Source organism: Bradyrhizobium sp. Pha-3 (assembly GCF_042258615.1).
GTDB lineage: Bacteria > Pseudomonadota > Alphaproteobacteria > Rhizobiales > Xanthobacteraceae > Bradyrhizobium.
Map to the genome: position 1 here is coordinate 1,621,599 of NZ_CP170152.1, position 15,993 is coordinate 1,637,591.

The following is a 15,993-nucleotide window of genomic DNA, read 5'->3' on the forward strand; positions in this document are numbered from 1 at the left end:
CATGCCTGCCAGCCGTTCCCATTTCATTCGTCCGTTCATTGCGCTTGCGATGGTGACGGCATCCACGCTCTACGCGCTTGCGCAGCAGCCGCCCACGCCGACGCGGGTGCGCGGAACCGTCGAGAGCGTCGATGGCGATACGCTCGCGGTGAAGTCGCGCAGCGGTGAAGACGTCAAGCTGCACATGGCGGGCACTATGGTGGTGCTCGGCCTCACCAAGATCGCGCTGTCCGACATCAAGGTCGGTTCCTTCATCGGCACGACCACGGTGCCGGGGCCCGACGGCGTGCCGAAAGCGGTCGAGGTCCATGTCTTCCCCGAAAACATGCGCGGCACCGGCGAAGGCTCGCGCCCGTACGATCTGAAGCCGAACAGCAGCATGACCAACGCCACCGTGACGGAATCCGTCGTCGGCAATGACGGTCATACATTGCTGGTCAAGTACAAGGACGGCGAGAAGAAGGTGCAGGTCACGCCCGACACGCCTGTCGTGACCTATGTTCCCGGCGGCAAGGCGGATCTGAAGGCCGGCGCCAAGGTCATCGCTTTCATGAAGAAGCTGCCCGACGGCTCGCTCGAAACCGACCGTATCAGCGTCGGCCGCGATGGCCTGACGCCGCCGATGTGACGCTTGGTACGTAGCCCGGATGGAGCGAAGCGAAATCCGGGAATCTTTCCACGGAGGCGGTCCCCGGATTGCGCTTCGCTCCATCCGGGCTACAGCAGCAGCGCAACATCACCTGTCCGTTACCGCTGTAACAGCCCGTCATGCGAAGCGTAGTTGTCGTGCGTGCCGCCTTCCCGCGAAGGGGAGGTAGCCGCACGGAATACCTTCAACTCCCCGGTGTTCCCTATTCCGCCAGCCAAACCCATGAGGGACACCATGTCGAAATCGACGCTGTTCGCCGCATTGCTTCTCGTTGCCTTCACCTCGGCCGCATCGGCGCAGCAGCCGCCGACGGTGCGCATTCGCGGCACCATCGAGGCCGTCGACGGCGCGATGCTGTCGATCAAGTCGCGCGACGGCGACGATATGAAGGTACGCACGACCGACAACGTCGCGGTGTTCGGCGTCGCCAAGACCGATCTGTCGCAGATCAAGGCCGGTTCCTATATCGGCGTCACCGCGATGCCCGAGCCGGATGGAACGCAGAGGGCGATTGCGGTTCACATCTTCCCGGAGAACCAGCGCGGTGCCGCCGAAGGCTTTCGTCCCTGGGATCTGCGTGCCAACTCGACCATGACCAACGCCACCGTCGCCGAGACGGTGGAGGGTACCGACGGCCAGAACATCCGGGTGAAATACAAGGATGGTGAGAAGAAGGTCGTGGTGCCGCCGGGAACCCCGGTCGTCACCTTCGTCTCCGGCGACAAGTCGGAGCTCAGGCCGGGCGCCAAGATCATCATCTTCGGCGCGGTGAAGAAGGACGACGGCACGCTGGAAGCCAACCGCGTCAATGTCGGCCGCGACGGCGTCACACCGCCGATGTGACGCGAAGCGTCATCCCGGGGCGATGCGCAGCATCGAACCCGGGATCTCGAGATTCCGGGTCTGGTCCTTCGGACCATCCCGGAATGACGATCTACGATAGCGTAGCCCGGATGGAGCGAAGCGAAATCCGGGGCAAATCTGTCCGCGGAGAGATTCTCCCGGATTGCGCTTCGCTGCATCCGGGCTACGACGGCGACAGCCGCGCTAAACCGCCAGCACCTTGTCGTCGATCTCGGCGATCGTGTTGACGCCGCACAGCCCCATCGTGGTGGTGAGCTCCTTGCCCAGGATGTCGAGCGCCTTGGCGACACCTTCCTGGCCGCCGGCGCCGAGGCCGTAGGCATAGGCGCGGCCGATCATGCAGGACTTCGCGCCGAGCGCGAGCGCGCGCATGATGTCCATGCCGGTGCGGATGCCGCCGTCGAACATGATTTCGAGTTTCGAGCCGACCTCGTCGACGATCTCCGGCAACACCTCGATCGAGGACGGAGCGCCGTCGAGCTGGCGGCCGCCATGGTTGGACACCACGATCGCCTGCGCGCCGGTCTTGGTGGCGAGCTCGGCGTCCTCAACGTCGAGGATGCCCTTGAGGATCAGCTTGCCCGGCCAGATGCTGCGGATCCAGTCAATGTCCTTCCAGTTCAGCGTGGTATCGAACTGCGAGGCCGTCCATTCCGACAGCTTGGTCAGATCCTCGGTGCCTTTGACGTGACCGACTATGTTGCCGAAGCTGCGGCGCTTGCCGCGCAGCACGCCGGCGACCCATGACGGCTTGCTCGCGAAGTCCAAGAGCTTCGACAGCGACCATTCCGGCGGCACCGTCATGCCGTTCTTGATGTCCTGGTGGCGCTGCCCGATCACCTGCAGGTCGACGGTCAGCACCAGAGCCGAGCATTTCGCCGCAATCGCGCGCTCGATCAGCGACTTGATGAAGCCGCGATCCTTCATGACGTAGAGCTGGAACCAGAACGGCTTGTCGACGGCGGCCGCAATATCCTCGATCGAGCAGATCGACATCGTGCTCTGGGTGAACGGGATGCCGGCCGCCTGCGCCGCGCGGCAGGCGTAGATCTCGCCGTCGCCGTGCTGCATGCCGAGCAGGCCGACCGGCGCCAGGATCAGCGGCATCGCCGAGGGCTCACCGAGGATCGTGGTCGCCAGGCTGCGCTTGGACACATCGACCAGGATGCGCTGGCGGAACTTGATCTGCTGCAAGTCTTCGGAGTTGGCGCGCAGCGTATCCTCGGTGTAGGAGCCGCGGTCGGCATAATCGAAAAACGCCTTCGGCACCCTGCGCTTGTGCAGCTGGCGCAGATCTTCGATGCAGGTAATGTGCTTCATGGACGTTCCCGGCCCTTCTTCTCGGTCGCAAGTTCGATGGAGACGTCTTGCGGGTGTTCGGTCTTGCCGTCATCTAGCATGGTTGGAGGGCCCGCCAAATCTGAAGACGGATGGGAGAGTACGATGACGCAATCAGGCTCCAAGCCGAAGCCAGACGAGAATGCCGAAAAGCGCCGGCTCGATGAGGCCCTGGAAGAGGGCCTGGAGGAGACGTTTCCCGGTTCCGACCCCGTTAATGTCACCCAGCCAGCCCCGAGCAAGGGCGACCAGCACGTCAAGCGCGGCGGCAAAGGATAGGGGACAGCGTTCGTTCCGGTGGTTGCCGAGCAGGCAATAATGTTATATCTTTCAGTGCTTTAAGGTCGAAGCGCGGGGTTTAGCCGCGGTAATGATTCATCATATTTTTTGAAGTCATTTTAGCGCCTGGCAGTCTATAAGGCCGATGCACGCTACACTGGTAGGCGTTCAGGACTCTCTCGCCGGGTGGTTCGAGAGGTCCGTGTTGGGGGTATCATGAGCCGCAAATATTTCGGGACCGATGGAATTCGGGGCCGCGCCAATGGGCTGATCACGCCGGAGCTCGCGCTCAAGGTGGGGCAGGCCGCAGGGTTGGTGTTTCAGCGTGGCGACCATCGCCATCGCGTCGTGATCGGCAAGGACACGCGGCTGTCCGGCTATATGATCGAATACGCCATGGTCGCAGGGTTCACCTCGGTCGGCATGGACGTCCTGCTGGTCGGCCCGATGCCGACGCCGGCGATCGCGATGCTGACCAAGTCGATGCGCGCCGATCTCGGCGTCATGATCTCGGCGTCGCATAATCTTTTCGAGGACAACGGCATCAAGCTGTTCGGCCCGCAGGGCTTCAAGCTCTCCGACGATGTCGAGAAGCAGATCGAGCAGCTGCTCGACGAATCGCTCGACCGCCGCCTGGCGCAGAGCGCGAGCCTCGGCCGCGCCCGCCGCATCGACGGCGTCCATGACCGCTACATCGAATTCGCCAAGCGCACCCTGCCGCGCGACCTCTCGCTCGACGGCTTGCGCGTCGTGGTCGATTGCGCCAACGGCGCCGCCTACAAGGTGGTGCCGGAAGCGCTGTGGGAGCTCGGCGCCGACGTGGTGCCGATCGGGGTCGAACCCGACGGCTTCAACATCAACAAGGAATGCGGCTCGACCTCGCCGGAAGCGCTGTCGCGGAAGGTGCGCGAGATGCGCGCCGACATCGGCATCGCGCTCGATGGCGACGCCGATCGCGTCATCCTGGTCGACGAGCGCGGCCACATCGTCGACGGCGACCAGCTGCTCGCGGTGATCGCGCAGAGCTGGAAGGAAGAGGGGCGTCTCGCCAAGCCCGGCATCGTCACGACCGTGATGTCCAATCTCGGGCTGGAGCGCTTCCTGCAGGGCCACGGGATTTCGATGGTGCGCACGCCGGTCGGCGACCGCTACGTGCTCGAGCAGATGCTGAGCGGCGGCTACAATCTCGGCGGCGAGCCGTCCGGCCACATCATCATGTCGGACTATTCGACCACCGGCGACGGCTTCGTCGCTGCGTTGCAGGTGCTGGCCGTGGTGCAGAAGCTGCGCCGCCCGGTGTCGGAGATCTGCCGGCGTTTTGACCCGTTGCCGCAAATCCTGAAGAACGTTCGCTATCGCAGCGGCAAGCCGCTCGACGACGCCGAGGTCAAGTCCGCGATCACCGACGGCGAGAAGCGCCTTAACGGCCATGGCCGTCTGTTGATCCGCCCCTCCGGCACCGAGCCGGTGATCCGCGTCATGGGCGAGGGCGACGATCGCATCCTGGTGGAAGAGGTCGTCGACAATATCGTCAGCGCACTCGGCCACGCCGCGGCGGCTTAGGGCCCCGTCCGGCCGCGTCAGCCAGTGATCCGTCATCCCCGCGCAAAGGCGAAGCCTTTGCGCGGGGATGACGGGGATTGAGCTCAATTGCTGATTTCACAGCGCATCGCTGCCACTAGCTAATGCAACTGGTTTGCCCTACCGCCGCGTCGTACGACGCGGCGGCATTTTTCGCTTCGGCATGATCTCCGGCGTCTTCTTCGCCGTCGCCTTCGGCATCGGTGGTCGCGGCGCCGCGGTGCTTGGCAAGCTCGCGGACCACACCTCGATCGCCTTCGTCTATCAGCTGTGCGCATTCCCGCCGGCGATCGGCCTGATCGCGGTGTTCCTCCGATAATGCCGAAGGCCGTTCGCTGAACGTCCGCGGCGAGGGCGCTCCGCATTAAGCATTCGCTAACACTCAGGGCTTGCGTGCGCGGCAAACCCTGCGCCTGCGTCAACGCTTCATTAGCACCTGTGGCGAGGTCGCCATCTTTCGCCTCCGCACGCGCGCGTCTATGGACCCATAAGCAACAGCCGCAGAAAACGGTGAGAGAAAATCAACCTTAAAAATTAGGGTTAAGTGCCGCTTAAACATTTGCTGGCATCGTCCGCCTTGAGTTTCAGACGTGGGGCTTTCGTGTGTCGCCTCACTTGGCCCAAAAGGACGAAGCCAATGCGTAGCGTAACGACCCTGATTGCCGCAGGCGCGGCATCCCTGCTGTCTTCGGTGGCGTTCGCTGCCGACATGCCGATCATGCCGCCGCCCCCGATGGCGTATGCTCCTCCGCCGGTCCAGGATTTCGGCGGCTGGTATCTGCGCGGCGACATCGGCATGACCAACACGCAAGCCAAGCTGCACGCCGCTGCCTACGACACGCTGCCGGCCGGCACCGCGTTCAGCCAGTTCGGCACCGGCTTCGACAGCGGCATGCTGTTCGGCGTCGGCGTCGGCTATCAGTTCAACAGCTGGTTCCGCGCCGACATCACCGGTGAGTATCGCTCCAAGGTGAGCTTCAACGGCACCGACTTCTTCACGTTCCCCGGGCCGAGTTCGCTGGGCGACACCTATCATGGCGGCGTCCAGAGCTGGGTCGGCCTCGCGAACATCTATGCCGATCTCGGCACCTGGGGTTGCTTGACCCCGTTCATCGGTGCCGGTGTCGGTGCCGCGGTGATCAAGACCTCGGCCTTCTCCGACGTCACCACGTTCCCGAGCGGATCCGGCCTGACCAGCTCCTTCATCGCCGACGGTGCGACCAAGACCAACTTCGCCTGGGCGCTGCATGCCGGTGTCGCCTACAGGGTCACCAACAACTTCACGGTTGAACTGGCCTATCGTTACCTCGACATGGGCACCGCCGGCCACGGCCAGGGCCACTTCTTCGACGGCACGCCGGTCGGTCCTTCGACCTTCCAGTTCCGCGACATGACCTCGCAGGACGTGAAGCTCGGCGTACGCTTCGCCTTGCCTTGCTGCGACGTGCTGCCTCCTCCGCCGCCGCCCCCGCTGATCCGCAAGGGTTAATTTCGCCCCTTCACGGTTAACGATTGCAACGGCGCGGGATCATCCCGCGCCGTTTTGCTTTGCCGTGTCGTGTCGCGCCTTCTGCAACTTGACTGGTCGAAAGCGGCCGGCGACAACGATTGGTTAAGGTTAACAGGCGATGATCAACGCGCATTCGGTGAGTGGGATGGAGCGTTGCAATGCGTAGGTTCTTGCTGGCGGCGATGATGTTCGGGGCGGTGACCGGCGCGCAGGCGGCCGATATGCCTGATTTCCTTCGCGGCAGTCTTCCCGCTTCCAGCGCGCCGACCAGAAACTGGGACGGCTGGTATGCCGGCGGTCAGGTCGGCCAGACATGGATCAACACCGACTTCGGGGGCAGCGTTGCTTCGCTGACCAATTCCATCTTCCGCAACACCACGCTGCAGGGGCCGACGTCCCAGTTTAATTTGCTGGGCCGGGTCAATGCGCAAAGCTCGGGCTTCGGAGCGTTTGTCGGACGCAACTATCAGTTTGACGACGCCGTGGTGGGTGTCGAAGCAAACTACACCTATTGGTCCGGCCTTACGACAACGACCTCCGGAAGCCTGGGTCCGATTCAAGTCGCTCAGCCAACCCTGGTCCTGCCGGCCGGCGCGTCTGCCGCCGATGGCGTGACGTTGAATGGAAGCGCTTCGCTGAAGCTCAAGGACGAGATGACATTCCGCGGCCGCGCCGGTTGGGCAACCGGTGACTTTCTGCCCTACGCCTTCGGCGGCCTCGCCGTCGGCCGAATGGATGTTTCGCGCACGGTCACAAGCTCTGTGAACAGAACGATCAACTTTGCTAACGGAAGTTCGTCCACCTTTGCACTGCCGCAGTTTTCCCAAACCGCGACGGATGCGAAAACGGACGCCTACGTTGCCGGCTGGACCGCTGGTCTCGGCCTGGAATACATGTTGTGGAACTGTGTCTTCCTGCGCGGCGAGTGGGAATACGTCAAGTTCAGCCCGGTCAAGAATACGTCGGTCACGCAGAACAGCGTTCGTGCTGCCATCGGCTACAAGTTCTGACGCGCGCCACCTTGCTTGACACTGCAATGTGCGGCTGATCCGATGTTGCTCCGCAAGCGGAGCGACCTCAGATGAAAATCTACGGCGACGCCAATTCAGGCAATTGTCTGAAGGTGAAATGGGTGTGCGACAAGTTGGTGCTGCCGTACACGTGGGTCGAGATCGACACCATGAAGGGCGGCAGCCGGACGGCGGAATTCCTCAAGCTGAACGGTTGGGGCCAGGTGCCGACGGTCGAACTGGATGACGGCCGCACGCTCGCGCAATCCAACGCCATCATCCGCTACCTCGCGCGCGGCAGCGATCTGATCCCCGGGGATCCCTATCGCGCGGCGCAGATGGATGCCTGGATGTTCTGGGAGCAGAACAGCCATGAGCCCTATGTTGCCGTCTGCCGCTTTCAGACCGTGTATCTCGGCAAGGCGGTGTCGGAGATCGATCCGAACCTCATCACGCGCGGCTATGTGGCGCTCGATCATCTTGAGCGGCATCTTGCCGGCGCGCAATTCCTGGTCGGCGATGCGTTCTCGCTGGCTGACGTCTCGCTGCTTGCCTATACGCGCATGGCGGAGGATGGCGGCCTTGCGCTCGCGGCCTATCCCATGATCCGCCGCTGGATCGCCGATGCCGAGCATGTGCTCGGCCTGCCGGCGGTGCGCTGAGCTCTGGTGAACATCGATATGACTGAAGCTTCATCGATCACGATCCGCCGCGCGCGCCGCGAGGATGTCGCCGCCATCGTCGGCATGCTGGCAGACGATCCGCTCGGCCGTGCGCGCGAGCGGATCGAGGATCCGCTGCCGCAAAGCTATTACGACGCCTTCGCGCGGGTCGAGCGCGATCCCAACCTGCAGCTCGTCGTCGCCGTCGACAGGGAGGGTGCCGTGGTCGGCTGCCTGCAGCTCGCGGTTCTGCCGGGGATCAGCTCTCAGGGCTCTTCGCGCGGCCTGCTCGAGGACGTCCGCGTCGCAACACACTGCCGCAGCCGCGGCATCGGCGAGACGCTCGTGCAGTGGGCGGTCGCGGAGGCGCGCGCGCAAGGCTGCATGCTCGTCGAGTTGCTGACGCATCACACGCGCGTCGATGCGCAGCGCTTCTATGAGCGGCTCGGATTCGCGCGCAGCCATGTCGGCATGACGCTCCGTTTTTGACGTGCGCGCACCAAGTTGTGCCGCACAGAAGACAATGCCTGCGGTAGCCGCTGCTGCGCTGTCCGGTTAACAGCCAATAAACTAAGCCGGCCTCCGTGAATTTACGGGTCGGAACGAGTCCGGTATGTCGGGCGTCTCCCACGGGGCGGCGGGCAACTGGGGATTTGGATGTCGGATTATTCGATCGTCCGGGTCGGCAACGAGTACATCGTGCAGGCCGGCGATAAGAGCATTTTGAAAATATCGAGCCGGCGCAAGGCGGTTAAGATCATGACTCTCGCGGCAGATTTGCTCGATCAGGAGACCATGCAGCAGGTCGAGGACGCCCCATCAATCAGCCGTGATCCCCCGATTGCCTCGGAAAAGTCTGAACTTCCTTGACGTTTTGGTGCCCTTCCACTATCTCCGACCGCGGGAAACCTCTCCCCACCGAGAGGCAGCTATCTGGAAGGGTAGATTATGACTGCAGCGAAGCCCGCTTCGCGGCCCAATGTGCCGCATTTCTCCTCCGGCCCCTGCGCCAAGCGCCCCGGCTGGAACCCCAACAATCTCAAGGACGCCGCCCTCGGCCGCTCGCATCGTGCGAAGGTCGGCAAGGCGAAGCTCAAGCTCGCGATCGAACTGACGCGCGAAGTGCTCGAGGTGCCTGCCGACTACAAGATCGGCATCGTGCCGGCGTCGGACACCGGCGCGGTCGAGATGGCGCTGTGGTCGCTGCTCGGTGCGCGGCCCGTCACCACGCTCGCCTGGGAATCCTTCGGCGAGGGCTGGGTCAGCGACATCGTCAAGGAACTGAAGCTGAAGGACGTCACCAAGCTGAATGCGGCTTACGGTGAAATCCCCGATCTCGCCAAGGTCGATCCCGCATCCGACGTCGTGTTCACCTGGAACGGCACCACTTCGGGCGTGCGCGTGCCCAACGCCGACTGGATCAGCGCAACCCGTGAAGGCCTCACGATTTGCGACGCGACCTCGGCCGCTTTCGCGCAGCCGCTCGATTTCGCCAAGCTCGACGTCGTCACCTTCTCCTGGCAGAAGGCGCTCGGCGGTGAAGCAGCGCACGGCATGCTGATCCTGTCGCCGCGTGCGGTGGAACGGCTCGAGACCTACAAGCCGGCGTGGCCGCTGCCGAAGATCTTCCGCCTCACCAAGGGCGGCAAGCTCAACCAGGGCATCTTCGAGGGCGAGACCATCAACACGCCGTCGATGCTCTGCGTCGAGGACTATCTCGATGCGCTGAACTGGGCGAAGTCGATCGGCGGCCTGAAGGCACTGATCGCGCGTGCCGACGCCAACACCAAGGCGCTCGCCGACTGGAAGGCAAAGACGCCCTGGATCGATTTCCTGGCCAAGGACCCGGCGATCCGCTCCAACACCTCGGTGTGCCTGAAGTTCACCGATCCCGCGATCACCTCGCTTCCATCAGAAGCGCAGGCCGACTTCTGCAAGAAGCTGGTCGCGCTGGTGGAGAAGGAGAACGCCGGCTTCGACTTCGCGTACTACCGCGATGCGCCGGCGGGCCTGCGGATCTGGTGCGGCGCCACCGTCGAGGCCAAGGACGTCGAGCTGCTGACGCAGTGGATCGACTGGGCCTTCGCCGAGACCAAGGCCGCGCTGCCCAAGGCGGCCTAAGCTTTCTCTTGTCACCTCTCCCCGTTCTTACGGGGGGAGGTCGGATTTCTCCGGGCGATGCGTAGCATCGTCCCGTGCAATCCGGGTGAGGGGCCTTCTCGGCTTGTTCCTCGCCCGTGGCTGCCCCTCACCCCAACCCTCTCCCCGTAAGAACGGGGAGAGGGAGAAGTGATCTGAGACTTCACCACATTGGTCCAAGAGACCCGCCCGCTGCAGGGCAGAGGAACAGTCACATGACAAAACCCAAAGTTCTGATTTCCGACGCGCTGTCTCCCGCCGCCGTGCAGATATTCAAGGATCGCGGCGTCGAGGTCGACTTCCAGCCCAATCTCGGCAAGGACAAGGACAAGCTCGCCGAGATCATCGGCAATTATGATGGCCTTGCGATCCGCTCGGCCACCAAGGCGACCGCCAAGATCATCGAGAAGGCGACGAAGCTGAAGGTGATCGGCCGCGCCGGCATCGGCGTCGACAATGTCGAGATTCCGGCCGCGACCGCCAAGGGCATCATCGTGATGAACACGCCGTTCGGCAATTCGATCACGACCGCCGAGCACGCCATCACCTTGATGCTGGCGCTGGCGCGCGAGATCCCGCAGGCCGACGCCTCGACCCAGGCCGGCAAGTGGGAGAAGAACCGCTTCATGGGCGTCGAGATCACCGCCAAGACGCTTGGGGTGATCGGCTGCGGCAATATCGGCTCGATCGTCGCCGACCGCGCGCTCGGCCTGCGCATGAAGGTGATCGCGTTCGATCCGTTCCTGTCGCCGGAGCGTGCCAAGGACATCGGTGTCGAGAAGGTCGAGCTCGACGACTTGCTCAAGCGCGCCGATTTCATCACGCTGCACACGCCGCTGACCGAGAAAACTCGCAACGTGATCGACGCGGCCGCGATCGCCAAGATGAAGAAGGGCGTGCGCATCATCAACTGCGCCCGTGGCGGTCTGGTCGACGAGCAGGCGCTGGTCGATGCGCTGAATTCCAAGCATGTCGCGGGCGCCGCCTTCGACGTGTTCGTCGAGGAGCCGGCGACCGCGAACGTGCTGTTCGGCCATCCCAACGTGATCTGCACCCCGCATCTCGGCGCCTCCACCACCGAGGCGCAGGAGAACGTCGCACTGCAGGTCGCCGAGCAGATGTCGGACTATCTTTTGTCGGGCGCGATCTCGAACGCGGTCAACTTCCCATCGATAACCGCGGAAGAGGCGCCGAAGCTGAGGCCGTTCATCGAGCTCGCCGAGAAGCTCGGCTCGTTCGCCGGCCAGCTCACCGAGAGCGGCATCCTCAAGACCACGATCACCTATGAGGGCCACGTCGCCGAGATGAAGATCAAGGCGATCACTTCGGCGGTGCTGTCCGGCCTGCTGCGGCCGATGCTGGGCGAGGTCAACGTGGTGTCGGCGCCTGTTGTCGCCAAGGAGCGCGGCATGGTGGTGGACGAAGTAGTCCGCGCGGCGCAGAGCGACTACGAAAGCCTGATCACCGTCACCGTCACCACCGAGCGCCAGGAGCGTTCGGTGTCCGGCACCGTGTACGCCGACGGCAAGCCGCGCCTCGTCGACATCAAGGGCATCCGCGTCGACGCCGAGTTCGGCAAGTCGATGATCTACGTGACCAACGAGGACAAGCCGGGCTTCATCGGCGCGTTCGCGAGCCTCTTGGGTGATGCGAAAATCAATATCGCGACCTTCCATCTCGGCCGCGTCAAGCAGGGCGGCGATGCCATCGCACTGGTCGAGGTCGACGGCGCGGTGCCGGCGGATCTGCTCGCCAAGGTGCAGTCGCTGCCACAGGTGAAGCAGGCCAAAGCGTTGACGTTCTAACTGCTCTCTCCATCGTCATGGCCGGGCTTGACCCGGCCATCCACGTCTTACTGTCACGTGGCGCAAAGACGTGGATGCCCGGGTCAAGCCCGGGCATGACGAGCGGCGATACCGTTCAAGCACGTCCAAATTCCGATCTGCGGAACATGACGCCGTCTCCGGCCCCGGAGGCGGCGTTTGCCGTTCCGGGGCGTCTGGTATTCCTGTTGCAGCGTCCAAAATATGTGTACGAAGGCGTCAAGACACGCCACTATCCGGCGATCTCAGAGGGAGAAAACAATGCGTGAAGCCGTAATCGTTTCCTACGCGCGCACTGGCCTGGCGAAGTCCGGCCGTGGCGGATTCAACATCACCCCGCCGATGTCGCTGGCCGGGCACGCCGTCAAGCACGCGGTCGAGCGCGCCGGCGTCGACAAGGACTACGTCGAGGATTGCTATCTCGGCAATTGCGCGCATGGCGCGCCGAACATCGGCCGCCAGGCGGCGCTGCTCGCCGGCCTGCCGAAGACGACCGCCGGTGTCTCGGTGAACCGCTTCTGCTCGTCGGGCCTGCAGACCATCGCGATGGCCGCCAATTCGATCCGTTCCGACGGCTCCGATTGCATCGTCGCCGGCGGCGTCGAGAGCATCTCGATTCCCGGCGGCGGCTCGCCGAAGGAATCGATCGATCCGGATCTGCTCAAGACCGCGCCCGCCATCTTCATGGCGATGATCGACACCGCCGACATCGTCGCAGAGCGCTACAAGGTCAGCCGCGAATACCAGGACGAGTATTCGCTGGAGTCGCAGCGCCGCATGGCGGCCGCGCAGCAGGCCAACAAGTTCAAGGACGAAATCGTCCCGATGAAGACCAAGATGAAGGTGGTCGACAAGGCGACCAAGGCCGAGTCGATCGTCGACTACGTCGTCGATCGCGACGAGTGCAACCGCCCCGAGACCACGCTGGAAGGCCTTGCCAAGTTGGAGCCAGTCAAGGGTCCGGGCAAGTTCGTCACCGCCGGCAATGCCAGCCAGCTGTCCGACGGCGCCGCCGCCGTGGTGCTGATGGAAGCCAAGGACGCCGAGAAGCGCGGCCTCAATCCGCTGGGCCGCTTCGTGGCCTGGGCCTCGGCCGGCTGCGAGCCCGACGAGATGGGCATCGGTCCGGTGTTCGCCGTGCCGAAGCTGCTCAAGCGCCACGGCCTGAAGATCGACGACATCGATCTCTGGGAGCTCAACGAAGCCTTCGCCAGCCAGTGCCTCTATTCGCGCGACCAGCTCGGCATCGATCCCGAGAAGTACAACGTCAACGGCGGCTCGATCGCGATCGGCCATCCCTTCGGCATGACCGGCGCCCGGCTCACCGGCCACCTGCTGCAGGAAGGCCGTCGCCGCAAGGCGAAGTGGGGCGTCGTGACCATGTGCATCGGCGGTGGTCAGGGCGGCGCGGGCCTGTTCGAGATCTACAGCTAAGCGTACGGCTCGGCACTGCTCAAGATTTGCAGCACGGCGCCTCAGGGCGCCGTGCTTTTTTGTGCCGCTATCCGTGCATTGACGGTGGACGTGACCACCCGACATCGCCGCGCCATCCGGCAGCCGCGAGCGCGCCATCGTCGCGCCGCAGGGAAACCTCAATCGAACCAGTCCTTTCCTCGCTGCGTCTCACCACGAGAGGCGGCCCGCCTCTGAGCCCGGCGCGCCGTTCGTCTCGCGCGATGCGATGTTTCCCGGAGGGATGTGATGCGAAAGATTGCGAATTGTCTTGTGACCACCAGCCTGGTGCTGGCGGGTGCGCTGGTTGCCGGGCCGCTCCATGCGGCCGATCTCGATGCGGCGTCGCAGGTCGACGCCGTCACTGTCTATCCCGATGGCGCGAGCGTCACTCGCGTCATCACGCTGGATCTGCCCGCCGGTGACAACACGCTCGTCGCGAAGGATTTCCCGATGGGCCTCGATCCGTCCTCGCTCCGCATCGAGGGCGAGGCGGGCGGCAGGCTGACGATCGGGGCGATCGATGCGCGGCCGCCGCGCCCGGTGCAGCCGGCGAACCTGCCCGAGATCGACAAGCGGATCGAGGCGCTGCGGGATCAGCGCGAGGATCTGCAGGGGATCATCGCCTCGGCCGATGCGCGGCGCAAATTCGCCGAACATTTCGCCGAGGCTTCGCCGGTCGGGATCGGCGAGAAGGGCGAGGCGCGTCCGGTCAGCGAGTGGCGCGCCGCGTTCTCGGCGGTCGGGGACGAAGTCGCAACCGCCGACACCGCGATCCGCGACGCCGCGCGCAAGCAACGCGACATCGATCGCGAGATCGCGCGCCTCGAGGCCGATCGCGCCGCCAAGCCGCCGAGCAAGCTCGAGGTGCGGATCGAACTGGCCTCCGCTGCCGCGACCCGCGCGACATTGCGGGTGACCTATGCGGTGCGCAACGCGCGCTGGATGCCGATTTACGACGCCCGTCTCGATACCGGCGCCAAGGATCGCAAGCCGGCGATCGAACTGGTGCGCCGCGCCGAGATCACCCAGTCGACCGGCGAGGACTGGTCGAACGTCGCGCTCACTGTCTCCACCGTGCGCGTCGCACGCGGCGGCAACGCGCCCGACCTCAATTCGCTGATCGTGCGATATCCGCAGCCGCCGCGGCCGCTGGCCGCCGGCAGAGCCTTCGACAGCGTGCAACAGCCCTCGGCGCTGATGCCCGCACCGGCTGCGCCGCCGATGGAGCAGCATCTGTTCAAGCAGGCCGAGGAGCGGGACGCCGTTGCCGAGGTTGGCGCCTTCCAGGCCACCTTCAAGATTCCCGGCCGCGTCAGCGTCGCCGCTAATGAGAGCGCCAAGAGCCTGCGGATCTCGACGGCGACGATTGCCCCCGATCTCGCAATCCGCGCCGTGCCCGTGATCGATCCGACCGCGTTCCTGGAGGCGAGCTTCGTGCAGGCCGACGAGGCGCCGCTGCTGCCGGGGCAGGTCGCGATCTATCGCGACGGCATCTTTGTCGGCCGCAGCCGGATGGCGACCGCCGCCAAGGACGAGACCGTGCGGCTCGGCTTCGGCGCCGACGACAAGGTCAAGATCGAGCGCACGGTGGTGAAGCGCAATGAAGGCTCTGCCGGCCTGATCGTGACGACGTCGAAGACCGACGAGCGCGCGTTCAAGACCACGGTGCGCAACGGCCATGACTTCCCGATCAAGGTCGCGATCCAGGATCAGCTCCCGGTCAGCGAGAACGACGATATCGTGGTCGAGATGCTGCCGTCGTCGACGCCTGCGACGACAACCAACCTGCGCGACAAGCGCGGCGTGCTGGAATGGGCGTTCGAGGCCAAGGCCGGCGAAGTCCGTGACATCAATTTCGCCTGGCGGATGCGCTGGCCCAAGGACAAGGGCGTCGTGATGGTGCCGGCAGGCTGATCTGCACCGGGTGTACGACGCGACGTTCGCGAAAATTGTCGGACGAAGAAGGAGTGACGCTCCGCGGGAGGACGCCGGCAAGAGCATGATCCGGAAAAGTGTGTAGCGGTTTTCCGAAAAAGATCATGCTCAAAACAAAGAGATAGAGCGGGATGATGATTCGAAGAAAAAGTCATCCCGCTCTAGAAGCCCGCGTCCTCCTCCAGCCATTGTTGATTGTCCCAGCGCGCGCGACGGCCGACGACATACTCGCGAACATCGTCCATGAAGCGCACTTTGCTGGCGAGGGCTCCAATGAAAGCCGCCAGCGCCGCGATCCAGGGCCATAGATGCATCAGCAGCGAGGCGGGAATCTGATTGGCGAATCCCGCCTGCAGCGCGCCCGTGACCAGGTAAGCCAACACGCCCCACACAGCGGCCAGGATCGTCGCCACGACCTCATAAGTGTTTTGATGAAATCTCACCAACCGTCGCATCAAGCATAGGTAGGCAAAGTAGACGATCACGCCGAGCATCAAAGCGATGAGCCCGGGTGGAAGCCCCCAGCTCTGGTCCCAGCTCAGGTACGCAACGAAGCCCGCGGCGATGAACGCCTCGATGTAGGTCAGGCTGGAATTTTCTCGCATGATTTGCCCCGAAGCGATTCAAGTATCGGCCGAGGCTATCACCATTGAGCGCTTCGGTAGAAGGGCAATTGCAGGACAACCTTTGGAATGGGCTGCTTCCGCAAACTCGCTGTCATGCCCCGCCTTGAGCGGGGCATCCAGTA

The 15,993-nt window shown here is 64.0% G+C and carries 16 protein-coding genes and 1 pseudogene; 15 read left to right on the forward strand and 2 right to left on the reverse strand.

What is annotated here, in order from left to right; translation table 11 throughout:
• The first annotated feature begins 49 nt into the window (after nt 1-49).
• Nucleotides 50-628: a hypothetical protein gene (locus ACE10Z_RS07550; RefSeq protein WP_375789770.1), complete on the forward strand. Its 579-nt coding sequence runs from the start codon at nt 50-52 to the stop codon at nt 626-628.
• A 255-nt stretch (nt 629-883) separates the two neighbouring features.
• A complete protein-coding gene (locus tag ACE10Z_RS07555; RefSeq protein ID WP_375787363.1) occupies nt 884-1,492 on the forward strand; it encodes a hypothetical protein in 609 nt (202 codons plus the stop codon).
• Between the two features lie 204 nt (nt 1,493-1,696).
• Here ACE10Z_RS07555 and ACE10Z_RS07560 read toward each other — a convergent pair whose 3' ends face one another.
• Nucleotides 1,697-2,833, reverse strand: a complete 1,137-nt coding sequence (locus ACE10Z_RS07560) for an L-lactate dehydrogenase (RefSeq protein WP_375787364.1) — start codon at nt 2,831-2,833, stop codon at nt 1,697-1,699.
• A gap of 123 nt (nt 2,834-2,956) precedes the next feature.
• Between ACE10Z_RS07560 and ACE10Z_RS07565 the strand changes: the two genes are divergently transcribed.
• The 13 genes and pseudogenes from ACE10Z_RS07565 (at nt 2,957) to ACE10Z_RS07625 (ending at nt 15,224) form a co-directional block, all read left to right on the forward strand.
• Nucleotides 2,957-3,130 (forward strand): hypothetical protein, encoded by a 174-nt coding sequence (locus ACE10Z_RS07565; protein WP_375787365.1) that lies wholly within the window; start codon nt 2,957-2,959, stop codon nt 3,128-3,130.
• A 216-nt stretch (nt 3,131-3,346) separates the two neighbouring features.
• Nucleotides 3,347-4,693, forward strand: a complete 1,347-nt coding sequence (gene glmM, locus ACE10Z_RS07570) for a phosphoglucosamine mutase (RefSeq protein ID WP_092117402.1) — start codon at nt 3,347-3,349, stop codon at nt 4,691-4,693.
• Between the two features lie 172 nt (nt 4,694-4,865).
• Nucleotides 4,866-5,030: pseudogene (locus ACE10Z_RS07575) on the forward strand (MFS transporter); the annotation flags it as partial.
• A 318-nt stretch (nt 5,031-5,348) separates the two neighbouring features.
• Nucleotides 5,349-6,200, forward strand: a complete 852-nt coding sequence (locus tag ACE10Z_RS07580) for an outer membrane protein (protein WP_375787366.1) — start codon at nt 5,349-5,351, stop codon at nt 6,198-6,200.
• A gap of 179 nt (nt 6,201-6,379) precedes the next feature.
• On the forward strand, nt 6,380-7,231 hold the full coding sequence (locus ACE10Z_RS07585) for an outer membrane protein (protein WP_375787367.1): 852 nt from the start codon (nt 6,380-6,382) through the stop codon (nt 7,229-7,231).
• Between the two features lie 71 nt (nt 7,232-7,302).
• Nucleotides 7,303-7,893, forward strand: a complete 591-nt coding sequence (locus tag ACE10Z_RS07590; RefSeq protein WP_375787368.1) for a glutathione S-transferase family protein — start codon at nt 7,303-7,305, stop codon at nt 7,891-7,893.
• Nucleotides 7,894-7,911: 18 nt separating this feature from the next.
• Nucleotides 7,912-8,382: a GNAT family N-acetyltransferase gene (locus ACE10Z_RS07595; protein ID WP_375787369.1), complete on the forward strand. Its 471-nt coding sequence runs from the start codon at nt 7,912-7,914 to the stop codon at nt 8,380-8,382.
• Nucleotides 8,383-8,550: 168 nt separating this feature from the next.
• Nucleotides 8,551-8,763 carry a hypothetical protein gene (locus tag ACE10Z_RS07600; protein WP_375787370.1) on the forward strand — a complete coding sequence of 71 codons (213 nt, stop codon included), beginning with the start codon at nt 8,551-8,553 and terminating at the stop codon, nt 8,761-8,763.
• 78 nt (nt 8,764-8,841) lie between these two features.
• Nucleotides 8,842-10,014: a phosphoserine transaminase gene (locus ACE10Z_RS07605; protein ID WP_375787371.1), complete on the forward strand. Its 1,173-nt coding sequence runs from the start codon at nt 8,842-8,844 to the stop codon at nt 10,012-10,014.
• A 233-nt stretch (nt 10,015-10,247) separates the two neighbouring features.
• Complete coding sequence (serA, locus tag ACE10Z_RS07610) at nt 10,248-11,837, forward strand: phosphoglycerate dehydrogenase (protein WP_375787372.1); 1,590 nt, start codon at nt 10,248-10,250, stop codon at nt 11,835-11,837.
• 95 nt (nt 11,838-11,932) lie between these two features.
• Complete coding sequence (locus ACE10Z_RS07615) at nt 11,933-12,124, forward strand: hypothetical protein (RefSeq protein WP_375787373.1); 192 nt, start codon at nt 11,933-11,935, stop codon at nt 12,122-12,124.
• Nucleotides 12,117-13,289 carry a thiolase family protein gene (locus ACE10Z_RS07620; protein ID WP_375787374.1) on the forward strand — a complete coding sequence of 391 codons (1,173 nt, stop codon included), beginning with the start codon at nt 12,117-12,119 and terminating at the stop codon, nt 13,287-13,289. The genes ACE10Z_RS07615 and ACE10Z_RS07620 overlap by 8 nt, the downstream gene beginning before the upstream one ends.
• A 267-nt stretch (nt 13,290-13,556) precedes the next feature.
• Nucleotides 13,557-15,224 carry a mucoidy inhibitor MuiA family protein gene (locus ACE10Z_RS07625; RefSeq protein ID WP_375787375.1) on the forward strand — a complete coding sequence of 556 codons (1,668 nt, stop codon included), beginning with the start codon at nt 13,557-13,559 and terminating at the stop codon, nt 15,222-15,224.
• A 182-nt stretch (nt 15,225-15,406) separates the two neighbouring features.
• Here the strand turns inward: ACE10Z_RS07625 and ACE10Z_RS07630 are convergent, their stop codons facing one another.
• Entirely contained in the window at nt 15,407-15,850 is a 444-nt protein-coding gene (locus ACE10Z_RS07630; RefSeq protein WP_375787376.1) for a hypothetical protein, read from the reverse strand.
• Nucleotides 15,851-15,993: the final 143 nt, after the last annotated feature.

Excerpts from the sequence above, each read along its gene's own strand:
- ACE10Z_RS07615 (WP_375787373.1), top strand. The coding sequence starts at position 11,933 with ATGACGAGCGGCGATACCGTTCAAGCACGTCCAAATTCCGATCTGCGG.
- ACE10Z_RS07565 (WP_375787365.1), top strand. The coding sequence starts at position 2,957 with ATGACGCAATCAGGCTCCAAGCCGAAGCCAGACGAGAATGCCGAAAAG.
- ACE10Z_RS07550 (WP_375789770.1), top strand. The coding sequence starts at position 50 with ATGGTGACGGCATCCACGCTCTACGCGCTTGCGCAGCAGCCGCCCACG.
- glmM (WP_092117402.1), top strand. The coding sequence starts at position 3,347 with ATGAGCCGCAAATATTTCGGGACCGATGGAATTCGGGGCCGCGCCAAT.
- ACE10Z_RS07595 (WP_375787369.1), top strand. The coding sequence starts at position 7,912 with ATGACTGAAGCTTCATCGATCACGATCCGCCGCGCGCGCCGCGAGGAT.
- ACE10Z_RS07600 (WP_375787370.1), top strand. The coding sequence starts at position 8,551 with ATGTCGGATTATTCGATCGTCCGGGTCGGCAACGAGTACATCGTGCAG.
- ACE10Z_RS07555 (WP_375787363.1), top strand. The coding sequence starts at position 884 with ATGTCGAAATCGACGCTGTTCGCCGCATTGCTTCTCGTTGCCTTCACC.
- ACE10Z_RS07585 (WP_375787367.1), top strand. The coding sequence starts at position 6,380 with ATGCGTAGGTTCTTGCTGGCGGCGATGATGTTCGGGGCGGTGACCGGC.
- ACE10Z_RS07625 (WP_375787375.1), top strand. The coding sequence starts at position 13,557 with ATGCGAAAGATTGCGAATTGTCTTGTGACCACCAGCCTGGTGCTGGCG.
- ACE10Z_RS07630 (WP_375787376.1), bottom strand. The coding sequence starts at position 15,850 with ATGCGAGAAAATTCCAGCCTGACCTACATCGAGGCGTTCATCGCCGCG.
- ACE10Z_RS07580 (WP_375787366.1), top strand. The coding sequence starts at position 5,349 with ATGCGTAGCGTAACGACCCTGATTGCCGCAGGCGCGGCATCCCTGCTG.
- ACE10Z_RS07605 (WP_375787371.1), top strand. The coding sequence starts at position 8,842 with ATGACTGCAGCGAAGCCCGCTTCGCGGCCCAATGTGCCGCATTTCTCC.
- ACE10Z_RS07620 (WP_375787374.1), top strand. The coding sequence starts at position 12,117 with ATGCGTGAAGCCGTAATCGTTTCCTACGCGCGCACTGGCCTGGCGAAG.
- ACE10Z_RS07560 (WP_375787364.1), bottom strand. The coding sequence starts at position 2,833 with ATGAAGCACATTACCTGCATCGAAGATCTGCGCCAGCTGCACAAGCGC.
- serA (WP_375787372.1), top strand. The coding sequence starts at position 10,248 with ATGACAAAACCCAAAGTTCTGATTTCCGACGCGCTGTCTCCCGCCGCC.
- ACE10Z_RS07590 (WP_375787368.1), top strand. The coding sequence starts at position 7,303 with ATGAAAATCTACGGCGACGCCAATTCAGGCAATTGTCTGAAGGTGAAA.